Here is a 17,287-nt window from a genome sequence, read left to right as displayed (position 1 = left end):
CCCTCTCTCAGATGACTGCGGCACACGCCTAGCCTAAGTGCTCTGCTGTGTTCCCACCCTGAAGCGGTGCCTAGAAGAGACATTGCACAGGTCTAAGAAAGGGCAAGAGCGATTTTACTCAAATTTTACTTAAATATATTTTAGGCGGCAACATGGGATTTGATATAAAATGTAAATTTTTGTCGTTGTTTAGGGAGTTTTTGGTCTATCACCACCGCTCGCTGGAGTTTCGCGCGAAGGTCTTTGCGGCTATCATCTCGGCTAAACTCAATCCCGAAGAGGACGATTTTGAAAATTTATACGATATCTCGAGTGAAATTTACGGCGGCGACGAAAACCGCAAACGCGTACTTATAGAAACCACCAAAGAATACGTCTCCCGTATCAAACGCAAAGACCCGATGACGCTTGATAGCTTGCTCTTGGCGATCGATCAGGCCATCAGAGCTAACAAAAACTACGCGCTAAAGATCGACTTCGAACACCTACGCAGGCTCATCGACGCCGACGAATACGAAGGTCTCGTGCAACAACGCGTGTATGATTTCTTGTTATATGAGGTAAAAACCTACGCGCCAAACAGATAAAACGTCAAATTTGAAGGTCAAATTTTGTCTATTTTTACTGCTCTTTAGCGGTGCTTTTTATGCGACTTTTTATTATGGGTTTGATTTTTTGGGTGACGATGCGCTTGATGACGGCATTTACAAAGAGGCCGATATGTCGGAGGCCGGCAGCGCGACCGATATAAATTTTACCGTCAAAAAGACCGGTATCTACGAGATAAGTTTCATCTACGCGCAAGATCCGCAAAAGCAAAAAGAGGAAGAAAAACGTGGCGAAGAGGTATTCCCGGGATACGGTAGCGAGGCGTTTACGAAGTGGTTTTGCCAGAAGACTACGACAGCTAAGCTAGCCGGATACTACGGTTATACGACGCAAGGCGTCCCTGAGCCAATTGGTACGAGCGAAGAGGAAAAAGCGGCCTGTACGGGCGAAAAAATCTTGCTAAAAGTAGCGCTAAAATCCATGCAAAACCGCAAAATAAGCTACGCAAAAGGCGGCGAAATGAACGATCTAAAGCAAAATTTGAGCGCCCTAACCGAAACCTTTGATCTGTCAAAATACGGCGCAACTTCATGGTACAGCGCGCCAAACGGAGGCTTTGCGCACGATAAAGTTTTGCTCCGAGCAGAGCTCGAAAAAGGCGAATATAGCGTAAAAGTGCAGGCTCTAAGCGACGTGCCCGAGCTAAAAAAGATCGTGACGTTTATTAAAATTAGTAAATATCACAACTGGAAGTGATGATTTGTGAGATTTTGGGCGTCAAATTTGCTCCTCTGAGTGCCAAATTTGACTAAATTTACTAAAAATTCCTAAGCCCTATTTCTAAATTTGAACGTATCAAATTTGGATCAAATTTGACCTTCGCCTGCGTCAAATTTCCGAAATTTTCGCCCGTGTCGAGAAAATTTTGTAGATAGTAAACGCCTCTATATCCGTGCTCGTACAAAATCTCGCTCATCTCTGAGATATCGGCTTCGTCTAGCAAGTCCGCGTGCACCGTCGTTCTAACCTCAAATTTAAGGCTGCTTTGCAGCAAAAACTCAAGCGTTTGCAAGAAGTTTTTATATAAATTCGAGCCGGTAACCTTTAGAAATTTCTCTTTCGGTGCTTTAAAATCAAGCGCGATATAGTCGATCAAATTTAACGAGATAGCCTGTCCAAGCGCGGTCAAATTTGAACCGTTGGTATCGACTTTGAGCGAAAATCCGCGCGACTTTACTTCGCGAGCTAGCGGTAAAAACGCTGGGCTAAGCGTGCATTCGCCGCCGCTAAAAACCACACCGCTAAGCTTGCCTTTGCGCTTGTCTAAAAAGTTGATAAACTCGGCGCAGCTGATCTGTCCAGCGCCTGTGACGATAGGGACGTTGTAGCAATAGGCGCAGCGCATGTTGCAGCCCGCAAACCACGCTATACAGGCCGTTTTGTCGGGGTAGTCGAGAGTCGTAAAGGGGGTGAGCGAGTAAAGCGGAAAACCAGCGTCTTTCACGTTCTACTCGCAGGAGTTTAGCGGGATTTTGGCTCGCAAAATTTGACGCGCTCTTTATGCTCGCCTTTTTTACCGAGGTTAAAGCTCTCTACAGGGCGGTGATAGCCCATTACGCGGGTGTAAACGACGCATTTCGTGCGCTTTGCTTCGAGCGAAGCTAAGATTTCTTTGTCGCTCATTTGTCACTCCTTGATAATTGATGTCAAATAGTATAGCACTTTGTAGATAACTACCGTCTTAAATTCCGCTGCATACTTTTGTTTTTCAGCCATTGTTAAAAGTATGGTAATATCCGCGTTACGATTAAATTTAAAACAAAGGAAAAATATGGCAAAAGTCAAATTTCACGGCGCAGACGTCGTGCTAAAAGGCGAAGAGGTATTTGTAGGCTCATGTGCGCCCGAGGTCGCGCTAGTCGGGCAGGATCTAGGCGAGTTTAAGGTCGGCGGCAACAACGGCATCGAGATACTAGTCGCAGTTCCGTCGCTAGATACGGGCGTTTGCGCGACGGAAACGCGTAAATTTAACGAAAAAATGGCAGCCAAAGCGGCGATCAAACTAAGCGTGATTTCTATGGATCTGCCGTTTGCGATGGGTAGATTTTGCTCTACGGAGGGCATCAAAAATTTAAAAGTCGGTAGCGACTTTAGAGCTAGAGAGTTCGGCGAAAAATACGGCGTAATCATCGGCGAAGGACCGCTTGCTGGGCTTTTAGCCAGAGCTGTTTTCGTTATCAAAGACGGCGTCATCATCCACAAACAAATCGTCCCCGAGATCACGGACGAGCCAAACTATGACGCGGTATTTGACGCAATAAAATCAAGCGGAGGCTGCGGCTGCGGGTGTATGTAAGCCGCGAAATTTAAAGGCCGCGAGAGCGGTCTTTTTTATACAAATCTTAAATTCCTTACCAAATAGTGATAGTATAAATTTACTAAATTTTTACAAATAATCTTATATAGATAACAAGGGTAAAAAATAACTCATGTAATTATTCCTACTAACAAAGTTCTCGTATCGCATCAACAATAGAATCTGTACTCCACTTAACTATCCTGTCGGCAGAGTTTTTAACTACCATAGAGGTTCTTTCTGCTGCCCAAGGTTGTACAGCAATTATTTTCTTGTTCATGCTTTTTGCCAACTCTATTTCAATATTAATCCATTTGCTATAAGTAGCATATACTCCAGCCAATATAATAATGCAACTTGCTGGCTGCATTTGCCTTTTTATTGCTTCTTTCAGCTCCCAATCACTACCCGCATTATGAATTGGATTATTTTTAGGAACTGAATAATTTTTATAATAAAAATATGGTTTTGCATTCAATAGCTTTACAAGATTATCATATGCTTCTCCATACGCCCAAGAGTGACTAATAAACAAATTGTACATAAATTTTTCCTTACGAATAATTACATATTAAAATAATAATTAAAACAATATAAGATACTATAAATATTGACGGAATAAAATACTCAAGTATTGTCCTATCTATATATTTTCTATCTTTTAAAAGCTCCCATTCTTTAATAAATGGTTTCTCTGGTAGTTTGTTTTCAATATCATTAATGACTTTAAATTTTTCACTATTTAGAATTCTAAAATTTCTTAATATAAAAATCCAAGCAAAGCATAATAAAACACCAATCAAAGAAACAATTAAAGATTTTAAATCCTATATAATTGAAATAGCTGTTAGAATTGCCATGTTGAGAGTTACAAACAAATTGTTTAAAGTATCTCGCCTTTGGCTTATAGAATTTGCCATTTCTACACAGGTTTGCCATTTAGCTAAAATAATATCTTTATTTTCCAAATTTATCCTCTCGTAATTTTACTAAATAGATTTACTGACATCCCTCGCACTCGATCGAGCGATCGGCGACGTTATTTAGCTTTTCGCTATCAGGGCTTTCGGAGCGTAGATAGTAGGTCGATTTTAGTCCCAGCTCCCACGCAAGCGTGTAAATTTCGCTCAGATATCCGCCGCTGGCTTTGTCTAGACTCATGAAAATATTTAGGCTTTGGCCTTGGTCGATCCACTTTTGGCGGATGGCGCCGGCACGCACGAGCATGCGCTGATCTAGCTCGTAGGCAGGCGTGTAGAACTGCCACGTCTCTGGGCTGAGATTCGGCACGACGTTTGGTATCATGCCACTCAGGTTGTGCTCGAACCACTTGCGCTTATATACGGGCTCGATCGTCTGGGTGGTGCCCACGAGTATGCTGATGCTCGACGTCGGCGCGATCGCCATCAGATAGCCGTTTCGCATACCGTCTTTTTTGACCTTTTCGCGTAGTTTGCTCCAGTCGCAGGCGTTCTCGTCAAACAGCCCGCCTCTATCGTTTAGAAGCGCTTTGGCGTTTACGTTTGCCGTATCGATAGGCATCACTCCCCTGCTCCACTTTGAGCCTTCAAAAAGCGGATACACGCCCTTTTCTACCGCCAAATTTGAGCTGGCGTAGATGGCGTTATAGCTTATGTTTTCCATCACGCTATCAATCAGCGCTAGGTGCTCGTAGCTGCCCCATTTCACGCCGCGTTCGGCTAGCATCTGCGCCTCGCCCATCACGCCAAGGCCGATCGAGCGAGAGACTAGGTTGGTGTGTTTGACCTTTTTGTGCGGGTAGAAATTTAGATCGATGACGTTATCTAACATACGTACGGCGATCGGCACGACGCGCTCGATGTCATCTTTTTTGTTGATTTTGCTTAAATTTATGCTCGCGAGGTTGCATACGGCGGTTTTGCCCTCGACGCTTTCTTTTTCGACGATGAAAATTTGCTCGCCGCCGATGCTATCTAGCGCGCTTAGCTTTTTGGCTTTTTTGGTTATGCCGCTATCGACCGTGACGTCTTCTTCTTCGTCAAATAGCCGCTCGGAGCCGTTATCAAACGTGATCTTGATCTTGTAGTAGTTCGGTTGCGTATTTTGGAAAATTTCGGTGCATAAATTTGAGCTTCTGATGATGCCGTCGTGGTCGTTCGGATTGGCTTTGTTGGCATTATCTTTAAAGCACAAAAACGGCATGCCAGATTCAAAATAGCTAGTTAAAATTTTCTTCCACAGTTCCTTTGCCATGACGACGTTTTTTTGGATCTTTTCGTCGTTTTCGTATGCTAGATAGCGTTCCTCGAACTCATCGCCGTATAGATCGCACAGATCGGCGACTTCTGCGGGGTCAAAGAGAGTCCAGCGCGCGTTTTCTTTGACGCGTTTCATGAAAAGGTCGTTTATCCAAAGCGCTGGAAATAGCTCGTGCGCTCTTCGGCGCTCCTCGCCCGAGTTTTTGCGCAGATCCAGGAAGTCGCTCACGTCCATGTGCCACGGCTCGACGTAGACGGCTATCGCGCCCTTTCTCGTGCCTAGTTGATCGACGGCGACGGCGATGTCGTTCGTGACTTTTAGAAACGGAATTATACCGCCGGCCGCATTTTTATGTCCGTCGATGCTACCGCCCATAGCGCGCACCTTGCACCAGTCCCAGCCGATACCCCCGCCAAATTTGCTAAGCAATGCCATCTCTTTATAGCTATCGAAAATTCCCTCGATATTATCTGGCGTACTTCCCACGTAGCAGGAGCTTAGCTGGTGGCGCGTCGTGCGGGCGTTTGAGAGCGTCGGAGTGGCTAGCATGACTTCAAATTTAGATATAAGGTCGTAAAATTTCTTCGCCCAGCCTTGGCAGTCTAGTTCGTTTTGCGCGAGGAACATCGCTATGGCCATAAACATCTGCTGCGGTAGCTCGATCGGCGCACCGCTGCGGTCTTTTATGAGATAGCGGTCGTATAGGGTCTTGATACCTAGATATGCAAACTGCAAGTCGCGCTCGGGCCTAATGTAGTCGTTTAGGTCGTCCAGATCGTATTTTTCTTTTAGTCCAGGGATGACGCGGCCTGCTTTTTCGCCTTTTTGCAGATAGTCGCGTAGGTGGTTGTAGCCGCTAAAGCCCGTGACCTTGTGATAAAGGTCGTATAAAAACAGCCTTGCTGCGACGAAGGTCCAGTTTGGGCGGTCGATGTCGATCTTTTCGACGGCCGTTTTGATTAGCGTTTGCTGGATCTCTTCGGTCGTTATCATATCGCGAAATTGAATTTTCGCATCCACCTCAAGCTCGCTTAGGCTCACGTTTGCTAGCCCAGCGACCGCCTCGCTCGTGTATTTTTTGATCTTGCTTACGTCAAGCTCTTCCGTGCGTCCGTTTCGTTTTAGTACTTTCATTAAATTTCGTCCTGCTTTCCAAAAACTCTTTTAAATATCCCATCCACGTGCCTGGCGTAATACGCATAATCAAAGCACTCTTTGATCTCTGCCTCGCCCAGGCTCGCGCGTAGCTCCTCGTCGGCGAGCAAATTTTGCAAAAATAGGCTCTCGCCGTTTTCGTTTATCGCTTTTTTGCCCTCTTGTAGATCCGCCCAGACCTTCATAGCGTTGCGCTGTACGATCTTATACGCGTCCTCGCGCGAGATCCCGCGCTGCGGAAGCTGCAGAAGCACGCGCTGAGAAAAGACGAGCCCACCGGTCAAATTTAGATTTTTCATCATATTTTCCGGATAAACTACCAGATTTGCGATCAAATTCGTAATGCGCGCGAGCATAAAATCAGCCGTGATAAAGGCGTCCGGCAGGATAAATCGCTCGACCGAGCTGTGGCTGATGTCGCGTTCGTGCCAGAGCGCGACATTTTCGAGTGCCGGCGTCACGTATGAGCGCAGCATCCTGCAAAGGCCAGTGATGTTTTCGCTAAGTACGGGATTGCGTTTATGTGGCATCGCGCTGGAGCCCTTTTGGCCGGGGCTAAAGTATTCCTCTGCCTCGTAAACTTCCGTCCTTTGGAAGTGGCGCACGGCGACGGCGATCTTTTCGCAGGTGGCGGCTAGGACGGCGATCGCGCTGATGACGTGGGCGTAGCGATCGCGCTGAATGACTTGATTTGACGCTGGGGCTGGCTTTAGGCCGAGCTCGGCGCAGGTTAGCTCCTCAAACTCGAGCGGTGCGTGAGCGAAATTTCCCATAGCGCCGCTTAGCTTGCCGTAGGCGGCGACCTCTTTGGCGTCTTGTAGCAGCTTGAGCGCGCGCGCGACCTCGTCGTACCAGACCGCAAGCACGAGCCCGAAGGTGATCGGCTCGCCGTGGATGCCGTGGCTACGGCCGACCATCATCGTGTTTTTGTGCTCCTGCGCTCTGGTTTTGATCGCGCTCATCAGGCCTTTTACGTCCTCGATAATGAGCTCCATGCTGCTTTTGATCTGAAGCGCGACGGCGGTGTCAATGCAATCTGAGCTAGTCATGCCGTAGTGTACGAAGCGGCTCTCCTCGCCCAGGCTCTCGCTCACGCTCGTTAGAAATGCGATCACGTCGTGCTTGGTCGTCTTTTCAATCTCGTCGATGCGTGCTACGTCAAATTTTGCGTTTTTGCAAATTTTCTCGCAGTCCGCATCGCTGATAAAACCCAGCTTATTCCATGCCTTGACCGCAGCCTTTTCGACCTCCAGCCACGCGCCGTATTTTGCCTGCATATCCCACTTCTGCGCCATCTGTTCACGCGAATATCTCTCTACCATCTCTTTAGCCTTTTTTATGCGAATTTTTGTATAATTTTTTAAGGAAAGATTATATAAAAACTGGGCTGAAAAGGCGGTTAGTATCCGCTAAATTTGCCCTTAAATTTTAGATTTAAAGAGTTAAAATTGCCTTATATTCATAAATTTATCGCACGTGCCGAAGGGCAAAAAGCGTATGAAATTTTGCTGCAAAACGGCTATAAAATGCGCGAAGCCCAGCGCCTAATCGACAAAGGCCGACTTATCTGCGACGGCGCGGTCGTCAGCGAGAAAAACGCATTGCTAAGCGGTGAAATTTGTCTGATAGATTATGAGACGAATCCGCGCGGTTTACAGCCGATTTTTGAGTGCGATAAATTTGCGGTTTTTGATAAACCCAGCGGCGTGCTCAGTCACCCAAACGGCAGGCACTGCGAGTACTCGCTAAATGACGAAATTTGGTCGCTCTACGGCCGCGAGGCGTCAGTAGCGCATCGTCTGGACTGCGAAACTAGCGGACTCATCGTCGTTGGCAAAGACAAAAATGCGGTCATAAATTTGAAAAAACTTTTTGAAAATCGCCAGGTTTATAAAAGCTACGTCGCGCTCGCACACGGCAAAATAAGCGAAAATTTGTGTATCGAAGCGAGTATGGATCTAGCAAACGACTATGACGACGTGAAAATGCGAATGCGAATTTGCGAGGATGGCAAAAGTGCGGTTACGGAGATTTTGCCGTTAGAGTATTTTGCCGATATCGATGCGACGCTGGTTCGAGCCGTACCGCTTACGGGCAGACAGCATCAAATTCGTTTGCATTTGTTCCACGTGGAACATAAGATTTTAGGCGAACCGCTTTATGGTCTAGCGCGACCGCAAATCGAGAAAATTTTAGATAAAGAGATGAGCGAAGCTGAGCGAATTTTGATGACCGGTGCACCGAGATTGCTGCTACATTCGAATGAAATTAGTTTTAAATTTGACGGCGTAGAGTACAAAATAAAATCCAAATTTGACGCTAGAAACGAGTTTTGCAAGATCATAAAATCAAAATAAAAGATAAGCAATGAAGTTAGATATCGAGCAACTAAAATCAGAATTTGAACGCGAGCTAAATACACAAAATTGGTTTAAAAATATCGGCAATCACTCGCTAGATATCGGTAAAAATTTTGCTCCGTTTTGCGTCAAATTTGCAAAATTTGAGCAGCTATCAAAGCTCAAACGAGTGGAGCGATATCGATCTTGATATTTTTGCCGAAATTTGTCGTTTTAGCGATCAAATTTTACGGCAATACTCGCTAATGGATGAGATCGCAGCTGCGGCTCGGGAGATTTTATCGGTTAAAAAAGAGAGTTTGATTCAGGATGTTCTGACGTGCGGCTTGCCGATTGAAGCCTATGATTATTCGGTGCTTCCGATTGTTCTGCGTAGATTTCAAGAGTACGGCATACGTAAAATTTACCCGAAATTTCGCATTGATTTCAATATAAATTTGCTAAAAATATTAAATTTTAGGCCACCCTCCTTGCGGCTGGAAGCATGATACGCCAAAGCTCTGGTAGGCTTATAATCCGATTACATTTGTGGGCGATAGCGTAAGGTGGCAGAATAAATTTAGCTACTGTGACGGAGTGTTGTATATTTATTAAAAAATAAAATTTAATCGCAACTCATAAACTTTACGGTTTTGTTTTTGCTGTTATTGCATTATAAATTTTCTACTGATTTGCCTCATGATTTGGAAATAATCTCCGAATTTTTCTTCGACTTTTTTAAAGTTTTTCATCTTATACACATCTTTTTTATCGCGATGACTGAGCATCAAATAGGTCGTAAAGCGTAAAATATCTAAAATCTTAGCCCTTAAATTTTTATCTTCTATCTCGTTTTCTAGGCAGATTTTTAGGATTTTTTTGAGAATTTTTCTTATCAAAATAACAAAAATCGTAGAGAAAAACGAAAAACGAGCTGTCGTTATTTCTGTCTATTTGCTCTCTTAAGAATACTATTTCATCGGTTGGATTTGTCATAAAAAGCCGTTTTTATAATCAGTCCAAGCCCTATAAAAACCACGATACAGACGAAAACTATCTGTGATATATCAAGTAGTGTCATTTTGCCGTCTTAGCTATCGTTTTGCCGTTTATTTGATTGTCGCGCTCTTTTAGCTGTCCGCACGCTGCGCTGATATCTAGCCCCTTGCTCTGCCTGATGGTGCAGGTTACGCCGTGGTCGCGCAGATACGTCTGAAATGCCTCCATATCGGCTTTGTTCGGACGACCGTATTCGCTGCCCTCGTGCGGGTTAAAGTAGATCAAATTTACCTTTGCCTTGATGCCGTGCAGCAGCGAGACGAGCTTTTTGGCGTCCTTTATGCCGTCATTCATGTCTTTTATGACGAGGTACTCAAACATCACTCGCTTGCGCATATCGATGGGAAACCCTCTCACCGCCTCCATAACGGACTCGATTTTGTAGGCGTTATTTATCGGCATCAGTTTGCTACGAAGCTCGTTAGTAACGGCGTGCAAAGATATCGCTAACAGCACGCCCAGATCCATCTCGCCGAGCTTTTTTATCTGGCTGCCTAGCCCGCTAGTACTAACGGTTTGGCGGCGCGGAGCGATAGCTAATCCATCGTTCTCTTTTAAAATTTTTATGGCTTTACTAACGTTTTCTAGATTATCCAGAGGCTCGCCCATGCCCATATATACGACGTTTACGCGGCGCTCGTATGGGATTTTGTTTTCTCTTTTTATCCATAAAATTTGCCCTACGATCTCGCCCGGCGTTAGGTTTCTTGTTAGTCCGCTCTTGCCTGTTAGGCAAAACGAACAGCCCATGCGGCAGCCTACCTGTGAGCTAACACAGATCGTATAACGAGCATGGCGTGCCACCTCACCGTTTTCGTCGCTGATCTCTTCTTTCATCGGCAGCAACACGCTTTCGATACGCAGCCCGTCTTTGAGCTCGAAAAGATACTTTATAGAGCCATCGGCGCTACGTTCAAATTTGACGCATTTTAGCGGATCAAGGTAAAACTCCTGCGCCAAATTTGTACGCAGATCCTTCGGCAAATTTAACATCTCATCAAAACTAGTTGCGTTTTTCTTATATAGCCACTCGAAAATTTGCTTCGCGCGAAATGGCGGCGAGAGCTGTGATTTTAGCTCGTCTAATGTAAAATCAAGCAAATTTTTCAAATGATTTCCTTTTGTTTTAGGTATTTTTCGAGCTCCTTTTTTGCTTGCTCGTGATTTTTGCTAAAGTCTGCGTGCGCGTTTTTGTCGCAGAAATTCGTTGCGACGAATATGCCGTAAGCGGGGATTTGAAATTTTTGCGCGACTTTGAGGACGGCAAAAAATTCCATATTTTCTAAAAAATATCCTCTATCAAAAAGCTTGTGAGCTAAATTTTGATCGGTTGTGATAAAATTTGATGAGTTAACCTTGCATGTTCCACGTGGAACAACAGAAGTGATTTCACTCTCTATCGGCGAATAGCTTTTGTTTTCTAGGCTTGAAATTTCGATGTTTGCCGCGACTGAGCTCTCGTAAATTTCAAAAACTTCGCCGTCTTTGTAAAGTCCTGCCGAGCCTATAAAAATGATTTCTCTCGGCAGCGCATTTAAAATTTTATCCGGATTTTGTGAAGTTTTCGCGCTTTGCAAAATAGGTGAATTTATCAAATTTAGCCTTTCGTCAAGCTGTCCATTAGCCGCCAAATTTTGCTTGTATCTGTCGCAGCTATCAACCATAGTTCGCTTTTGCAAAAGCGCCGTCAAATTTATGCTCATATCCACTAGCCCCACGCCCATAGGTAGAGCAAATGCAAATACTTCATTTCGTCCCGCAGAAATAATCACGCCCTGCCCTTTTGTGCGTCAAATTTGAACTCAAATTTCATAGCCTAACCTCGATACCTTGATTACGCAAATATGTCTTAAGCGCCTTGATTTCGATCTCTCTAAAGTGAAAGATAGAGGCTGCCAAACACGCGTCCGCACCTGCTAAAAATGCGTCCTTAAAGTGCTCTATTTTGCCCGCACCGCCGCTTGCGATGACGGGGATGTCAAGCTCGCTAAAAATGCGCGTCAAATTTAACTCGAAGCCGTTTTTAACGCCGTCGCAGTCCATCGACGTGAGTAAAATTTCGCCCGCACCGCGCTCCTGAGCTTCTTTTGCCCAAGCAAGTGCATCCCTGCCGGTATCCAGCCTGCCGCCGTTTATAAAAACCCTATAACTCTCGCCCGTCCTCTTTGAATCGATTGCGACTACGACGCACTGCGAGCCGAATTTATTCGCCGCTTCGTCTATCAAATTTGGATTTTTTATTGCGGCTGAGTTGAGGCTTATTTTGTCGCAGCCGACGTTTAGGAGGCGTGAGATGTCGTCGATCGTACGGATACCGCCGCCAACGGTCAGCGGGATAAAAAGCTCGCGCGCGACCCGCTCTACGACGTCCACGATCGTATCGCGCTCAAGGTGTGACGCCGTGATATCGAGGAAGCACAGCTCGTCCGCACCCTCCGCGTTGTAGCGTTTGGCTATCTCGACCGGATCGCCCGCATCCACGAGACCTACGAAATTTACGCCTTTTACCACGCGTCCGTCTTTGACGTCTAGGCACGGGATTATGCGTTTTGCAAAATGATTCATCGCTCTTCTTTAGCTAAAATTTCACTTTATTTTAGCTAAATTTGACTTATCTAATCATTACATAAGATATTTTTGGGTAAAATCGGCGAAAATTTAAGGTAAATTTACGCCGATGCTGCAAACATCGGTGTGCTTTAGGTGGGTGCAGGGAGCTTGCTCCCGCCCGTAAAGAGTGGCTTCGCCACTCTGCGGAGTTAAAATGGAAAATATTAAAGCAAAAAAATGCTTTGGGCAAAATTTTTTACACGACGAAGCGACGCTAAACAAAATCATCCAAGCGATTCCCAAAGATACGCAAAATATCGTTGAGATTGGGCCTGGCTTAGGTGATTTGACATTTAGAATTTTGCGGATTTGCGACGTAACTAGCTACGAGATAGATACCGAGCTTTTTGCGTTGCTGCAGAAAAAATTCGCAAACGAAATTCAAAACGGACGATTGAAACTTTTTTGCAAAGACGCGCTGGATCAATGGAGCGAAGACGGCCTGAGCGATGAGCCGTATTTTTTAGCAGCAAACTTGCCCTACTACGTCGCTACGAAGATGATCCTAAATGCGATCGAAGACGAAAAATGTCGCGGCCTAGTCGTGATGATACAAAAGGAAGTCGCGCTCAAATTTAGCGCGAAAAGCGGCGATAGAGATTTTAGCTCTTTGGCGATTTTGGCTTCGCTTCAAGGTAGCTGTGAGCTGCTTTTTGACGTGGCTGCGAGCTGCTTTAATCCGCCGCCCAAGGTGACTTCCTCGGTTATAAAACTGCAAAAAAGTAAAAATTTAATAGGTGAAACGGGTATATTTGAGAGTAAATTTGAATACGAAAAATTTAAAACTTACCTCAAAATCGCCTTTAGCGCGCCTAGAAAAACGCTGATGAAAAATTTGAGTTCAAGCTATAATAAGCCTGAAGTCGAGCGAATTTTTAGCATGTTAAATTTGAGCGCAAGTATCCGTCCGCACGAACTAAATGTCGATCTTTATCTAGAAGTTTTTAGAAATTTAAAGGAAGATAATGAACGACAAAAGCGAAGAAAAAGCGGTAGTTTCTCAGGGCAAGAGCAATAAAAAGCGCAGATTTCGCCCGAGAAATAAAAATAAACAAGAAAATTTAGACCAAAACGTACAAAACGGCGAGCAAAAAGCTAGCCAAAGCGTGATAGATAATTTCTTTTTAGAGCCTTTTGACGGCGGCGAACAGCACGCGCAAAACGGCGAACAACCTAACGCTAACAAACAAAACGGTAAAAGAAATCGTAGTAAAAACAACAAACAAAACTCTCAAAATAGCGCGCAAAACGATAATAAAAACGCTAACAAACAAACCGCTAACGCCGAAAATCAAACGGGCGAAGCTAAACCGAAAAAACAGCGAAAACCGAAGAAAAATTTACCCGCTAAGCTAAACGGCAACGAGCAGTGGCAGCAAGATATAGCTAGCGCCATGGAGGCTAACAAAGCCGTCCATGAACTACGCCTCGAGCCGATGAAATACCTAAACTCGACCGATCACAGGATCCGCGTCACGCCTCTTGGAGGGCTGGGCGAGATCGGCGGAAATATGACGATATTTGAGACCGACACGAGCGCAATCATCGTGGATATCGGCATGAGCTTTCCTAGCGAGAGCATGCACGGCGTGGATATCCTGATCCCGGACTTTGACTACGTACGCAAGATAAAAGACAAGATAAAAGGCGTCGTCATCACGCACGCACACGAGGATCATATCGGCGCGGTGCCCTACTTTTATAAAGAGTTTAAATTTCCGATTTACGCCACGCCGCTACCGCTTGGTATGATAAATAACAAATTTGAAGAGCACGGGCTAAAGCAGGAGCGTTCGCTTTTCCGCTCGGTCGAAAAGCGCAAGCCGTATTTGATAGGGGATTTTGAGGTCGAGTGGATACATATCACTCACTCTATCATCGACGCCAGCGCACTTGCCATCACGACAAAGGCAGGCACCATCATTCATACGGGCGACTTTAAGATCGACCACACGCCGATCGACGGCTACCCAACAGACCTTGGCAGACTCGCATACTACGGCGAGCGCGGCGTGCTGTGTCTCATGAGCGATAGCACGAACAGCTACAGAGAGGGCTTTACTAAAAGCGAAAGTAGCGTGGGCAAGACCTTTGATGCGATTTTCTCAAAAGCCAAAGGCCGCGTGATAATGAGCACGTTTAGCTCCAACATCCACCGCGTCTATCAGGCGATCGACTGGGGGCTAAAATATAACCGCAAGGTCTGCGTCATCGGTCGTAGCATGGAGCGCAACCTCTATACGGCGATGGAGCTTGGCTATATCAAGCTCGATAAGAAAATTTTTATCGACGCCAACGAAGTCGGTAAATTTAAAGATAACGAAGTGCTGATCGTCACCACCGGCTCTCAGGGCGAGACGATGAGCGCGCTGTACCGCATGGCTACGGATGAGCACAAATACATCAAAATAAAGCCGACCGATCAGATCATCATCAGCTCAAAGGCGATCCCGGGCAACGAAAGCAGCGTATCGACGGTACTAAATTTCCTCATCAAATCAGGCGCTAGCGTCGCGTATCAGGACTTTAGCGAGATACACGTGAGCGGTCACGCGGCGCAAGAGGAACAAAAACTGATGCTGCGCCTAATAAAGCCTAAATTTTTCCTCCCGGTCCACGGCGAGTACAACCACATCGCAAAGCATAAAGAAACGGCCGTAGCATGCGGCGTGGACGAGCGAAATATCTATCTGATGAGCGACGGCGATCAGATGGAAATTTGCCAAAAATACATGAAGCGCGCCAAGACGGTAAAAACGGGCAAGGTATTTATCGATAACCAAATCAACAAGCAAATTTCAGACGACGTCGTGATCGATAGGCAAAATTTGGCTGAAGCGGGCGTCGTGATGATCATCGCGCAAATCTCTCGCCACGGCGCTAAGCTCATAAACAAACCTCGCGTCATCAGCTACGGACTCGTGGGCGATAAGCAAGACGGCGAGTTTAGAAAAGAGATGGAGGGCGTGCTGGAGCAGTATCTAAGCAACGTCAAAGAGGAGCTTCTAAAAGACGGTAGGATGCTCGAGGGGCAGGTGCGTCAAGTCATCCGTAAGCATATCTTTAGAAAAGTCAAAAAATACCCGACCATCGTGCCGATCATATACCTGATGTAAGGGCGCAAAATGAGCGATACAATCAAAATAGCCGCTAACGTGCTAAAGACGGAGGCTAATGAGCTAACGAGAAATGCCGAAATTTTAGACGGCGAATTTGAAAAAGCGGTCGAGATTTTATACCAAACCAAAGGCAAAGTCGTAGTCACTGGCGTAGGCAAGAGCGGGCACGTGGGCGCAAAGATCGCCGCGACGCTTGCTAGCACGGGCACGCCTAGCTTTTTTATGCATCCGACCGAGGCGATGCACGGCGATCTGGGTATGATCGGCAAGGATGATACGCTACTAGCTATCAGCTTTAGCGGCGAGAGCGAGGAACTAACTAAAATCCTACCTCACGTGCAGCGTTTTGGCGTGCCGATAGTTGCGATGGCGAGGGATAAATTTAGCACGCTAGCCAAATTTAGCGACGCCTTTGTGAAGCTTGACGTTAGCAAAGAAGCCTGCCCGCTAGATGCCGCGCCAACTAGCTCGACGACGCTAACGTTAGCCCTAGGCGATGCGTTAGCCGTTTGTTTGATGGAAAAGCGAGGCTTTAAAAAAGAGGATTTTGCAAATTTTCATCCAGGCGGAAGTCTTGGCAAGAGACTATTTCTAAAGGTAAAAGACGTAATGAGAAGCGAAAATTTACCGATAGTACGCTGGAATGCGAGCCTAAAGCAGGCGATCGACACGATGACGCACGGCAAACTCGGTACAGTTTTGATCGTCGATAAAGACGGCATTTTGGACGCTATTTTAAGCGACGGAGACCTTAGGCGCGCGCTGATGAGAGAGGACTTTGATCTAAACGACGCTGCGATCAAATATGCGACGCTAAAGCCAAAAGAGCTAAATGATAAAGAGATGTTAGCGATAGATGCGTTAGCGCTCATCGAGCGGCACAAGATACAGCTACTAGCCGTCGTAGAAAACGGCGTTCCGGTCGGCGTTTTACACATACACGACCTTGCAAATTTAGGACTATAAAATGCAAAAAAGCAGACTAAACAAATTTATATCGCATAACACGAGTTATTCGCGTAGAGAGGCTGACGAGCTAATAAAGCAGGGCAAAGTTAGCGTAAACGGCCGCGTCGTTAGCGAGCTGGCTACTAGCGTTAGCGAAGAGGATAAAGTAAAAATAAACAGCCGCATAGTAAGGCTAAAAAAAGAATTTACCGTGATCGTTTATCACAAACAAAAGGGCGAACTCGTTAGTAAAAAGGACGACCGCGGACGCAAAACGATCTATGATAGTTTGGATCGTCAGTTTGCAAAATTTGTTAGTATCGGGCGGCTTGACTACGCTAGCGAGGGACTACTTTTACTAACGGACGCTCCCGCGATCGCCACGGCGCTGATGAACAGCGACGTAGAGCGCGAATACTATCTGAAAGTAAAGGGCGAGATAACGCCTGAGGTGATAACGGCGATGAACGAGGGTTTTTTCGCTGCGGACGCTACTAAGGGCGCGCATGCTAAAACTGCGATAAAATCGATGGAATTTAAGCCGTTTTTAGACTATAAAGTTTTTGGCTCGAGCGGCGGTTTTACGAAGCTAAAAGTCGTGATAAACGAGGGACAAAACCGTGAACTACGCCGATTTTTCGGATATTTCGACCTTGAGGTGATGGATCTAAAACGCGTTAGTTTTGGTCGTGTCGATCTTGGTATGCTAAAGCCAGGCAAATGGCGATACTTTGAAAACGGTGAATACGAAGCGTTGAGGGATTTTTTGAAGGTTAATAATATTAGATACTAACCTTTTGTAAGGCGGTTTACCGTTAGTTATATATCGCGGCTAAAATTAGCCGTGTTATATTCTGTGGTATCATAAGATCACTTGTTTGTGAATATCGGTTTTTGAAAAAACGTTAGTG

At 45.6% G+C, this 17,287-nt stretch carries 20 protein-coding genes, 1 other RNA gene and 1 pseudogene; 10 read left to right on the top strand and 12 right to left on the bottom strand.

What is annotated here, in order from left to right; all coding sequences use genetic code 11:
- Position 1 precedes the first annotated feature (1 nt).
- An RNA gene (gene ffs, locus EE116_RS02025) (signal recognition particle sRNA small type) lies at positions 2-99 on the bottom strand.
- Positions 100-152: 53 nt separating this feature from the next.
- Here ffs and EE116_RS02020 point away from each other — a divergent pair.
- Together EE116_RS02020 and EE116_RS02015 are read left to right on the top strand one after the other, a co-directional pair.
- Positions 153-587 (top strand): hypothetical protein, encoded by a 435-nt coding sequence (locus EE116_RS02020; protein WP_122863124.1) that lies wholly within the window; start codon positions 153-155, stop codon positions 585-587.
- A gap of 88 nt (positions 588-675) precedes the next feature.
- Positions 676-1,305 (top strand): DUF5625 family protein, encoded by a 630-nt coding sequence (locus EE116_RS02015; RefSeq protein WP_163028013.1) that lies wholly within the window; start codon positions 676-678, stop codon positions 1,303-1,305.
- Between the two features lie 61 nt (positions 1,306-1,366).
- Here the strand turns inward: EE116_RS02015 and EE116_RS02010 are convergent, their stop codons facing one another.
- Together EE116_RS02010 and nrdD are read right to left on the bottom strand one after the other, a co-directional pair.
- Positions 1,367-2,053 carry an anaerobic ribonucleoside-triphosphate reductase activating protein gene (locus tag EE116_RS02010; RefSeq protein ID WP_122873021.1) on the bottom strand — a complete coding sequence of 229 codons (687 nt, stop codon included), beginning with the start codon at positions 2,051-2,053 and terminating at the stop codon, positions 1,367-1,369.
- Between the two features lie 17 nt (positions 2,054-2,070).
- On the bottom strand, positions 2,071-2,232 hold the full coding sequence (gene nrdD, locus EE116_RS02005) for an anaerobic ribonucleoside-triphosphate reductase (RefSeq protein WP_004321737.1): 162 nt from the start codon (positions 2,230-2,232) through the stop codon (positions 2,071-2,073).
- A gap of 148 nt (positions 2,233-2,380) precedes the next feature.
- Here nrdD and tpx point away from each other — a divergent pair, with 148 nt between their 5' ends.
- Positions 2,381-2,905 (top strand): thiol peroxidase, encoded by a 525-nt coding sequence (tpx, locus tag EE116_RS02000; protein ID WP_122873020.1) that lies wholly within the window; start codon positions 2,381-2,383, stop codon positions 2,903-2,905.
- Between the two features lie 148 nt (positions 2,906-3,053).
- Here the strand turns inward: tpx and EE116_RS01995 are convergent, their stop codons facing one another.
- From EE116_RS01995 to purB, 4 genes and pseudogenes are all read right to left on the bottom strand, one after another.
- Entirely contained in the window at positions 3,054-3,449 is a 396-nt protein-coding gene (locus EE116_RS01995) for a TIR domain-containing protein (RefSeq protein WP_122873019.1), read from the bottom strand.
- A gap of 10 nt (positions 3,450-3,459) precedes the next feature.
- Positions 3,460-3,873, bottom strand: a pseudogene (locus EE116_RS13200) (RipA family octameric membrane protein).
- Positions 3,874-3,904: 31 nt separating this feature from the next.
- Complete coding sequence (locus EE116_RS01990) at positions 3,905-6,280, bottom strand: ribonucleoside-diphosphate reductase subunit alpha (protein WP_122873018.1); 2,376 nt, start codon at positions 6,278-6,280, stop codon at positions 3,905-3,907.
- Positions 6,280-7,623, bottom strand: a complete 1,344-nt coding sequence (gene purB / locus EE116_RS01985) for an adenylosuccinate lyase (protein ID WP_122873017.1) — start codon at positions 7,621-7,623, stop codon at positions 6,280-6,282. Before purB ends, EE116_RS01990 begins: the two co-directional genes overlap by 1 nt.
- Positions 7,624-7,749: 126 nt before the next feature.
- On the opposite strand from purB, the gene EE116_RS01980 reads away from it, so the two are divergent.
- From EE116_RS01980 to EE116_RS01970, 3 genes are read left to right on the top strand one after another with little or no spacing between them, the layout of a single operon-like run.
- Complete coding sequence (locus EE116_RS01980; RefSeq protein WP_122874422.1) at positions 7,750-8,658, top strand: pseudouridine synthase family protein; 909 nt, start codon at positions 7,750-7,752, stop codon at positions 8,656-8,658.
- Between the two features lie 10 nt (positions 8,659-8,668).
- Positions 8,669-8,851, top strand: coding sequence for a hypothetical protein (locus tag EE116_RS01975; protein WP_122873016.1), 183 nt, complete (start codon positions 8,669-8,671; stop codon positions 8,849-8,851).
- A complete protein-coding gene (locus EE116_RS01970) occupies positions 8,796-9,149 on the top strand; it encodes a hypothetical protein (protein WP_163028012.1) in 354 nt (117 codons plus the stop codon). Before EE116_RS01975 ends, EE116_RS01970 begins: the two co-directional genes overlap by 56 nt.
- Positions 9,150-9,305: 156 nt before the next feature.
- On the opposite strand, the gene EE116_RS01965 is transcribed toward EE116_RS01970, so the two are convergent.
- The 5 genes from EE116_RS01965 to hisF form a co-directional block, all read right to left on the bottom strand.
- On the bottom strand, positions 9,306-9,539 hold the full coding sequence (locus EE116_RS01965) for a hypothetical protein (protein WP_241091613.1): 234 nt from the start codon (positions 9,537-9,539) through the stop codon (positions 9,306-9,308).
- A gap of 77 nt (positions 9,540-9,616) precedes the next feature.
- On the bottom strand, positions 9,617-9,721 hold the full coding sequence (bcsF, locus tag EE116_RS13195; protein WP_122873014.1) for a cellulose biosynthesis protein BcsF: 105 nt from the start codon (positions 9,719-9,721) through the stop codon (positions 9,617-9,619).
- Positions 9,718-10,809 carry a dual-specificity RNA methyltransferase RlmN gene (gene rlmN, locus EE116_RS01955; RefSeq protein WP_122873013.1) on the bottom strand — a complete coding sequence of 364 codons (1,092 nt, stop codon included), beginning with the start codon at positions 10,807-10,809 and terminating at the stop codon, positions 9,718-9,720. The genes bcsF and rlmN overlap by 4 nt, the downstream gene beginning before the upstream one ends.
- Entirely contained in the window at positions 10,806-11,471 is a 666-nt protein-coding gene (locus EE116_RS01950) for a purine-nucleoside phosphorylase (RefSeq protein WP_122873012.1), read from the bottom strand. Before EE116_RS01950 ends, rlmN begins: the two co-directional genes overlap by 4 nt.
- Positions 11,472-11,508: 37 nt before the next feature.
- Entirely contained in the window at positions 11,509-12,264 is a 756-nt protein-coding gene (hisF, locus tag EE116_RS01945) for an imidazole glycerol phosphate synthase subunit HisF (RefSeq protein ID WP_122873011.1), read from the bottom strand.
- A 199-nt stretch (positions 12,265-12,463) separates the two neighbouring features.
- Between hisF and rsmA the strand changes: the two genes are divergently transcribed.
- From rsmA to EE116_RS01925, 4 genes are read left to right on the top strand one after another with little or no spacing between them, the layout of a single operon-like run.
- On the top strand, positions 12,464-13,327 hold the full coding sequence (gene rsmA / locus EE116_RS01940; protein WP_122873010.1) for a 16S rRNA (adenine(1518)-N(6)/adenine(1519)-N(6))-dimethyltransferase RsmA: 864 nt from the start codon (positions 12,464-12,466) through the stop codon (positions 13,325-13,327).
- A complete protein-coding gene (locus EE116_RS01935; protein WP_206159228.1) occupies positions 13,275-15,425 on the top strand; it encodes a ribonuclease J in 2,151 nt (716 codons plus the stop codon). The genes rsmA and EE116_RS01935 overlap by 53 nt, the downstream gene beginning before the upstream one ends.
- 9 nt (positions 15,426-15,434) lie before the next feature.
- Positions 15,435-16,394: a KpsF/GutQ family sugar-phosphate isomerase gene (locus tag EE116_RS01930; RefSeq protein WP_122873009.1), complete on the top strand. Its 960-nt coding sequence runs from the start codon at positions 15,435-15,437 to the stop codon at positions 16,392-16,394.
- Between the two features lies 1 nt (position 16,395).
- Positions 16,396-17,169, top strand: a complete 774-nt coding sequence (locus EE116_RS01925; RefSeq protein WP_122873008.1) for a pseudouridine synthase — start codon at positions 16,396-16,398, stop codon at positions 17,167-17,169.
- Positions 17,170-17,287 lie beyond the last annotated feature (118 nt).

The organism is Campylobacter showae, assembly GCF_900573985.1.
In the GTDB taxonomy this organism is placed as follows: domain Bacteria; phylum Campylobacterota; class Campylobacteria; order Campylobacterales; family Campylobacteraceae; genus Campylobacter_A; species Campylobacter_A showae_E.
This window is presented reverse-complemented; position numbering and strand designations above follow the sequence as displayed.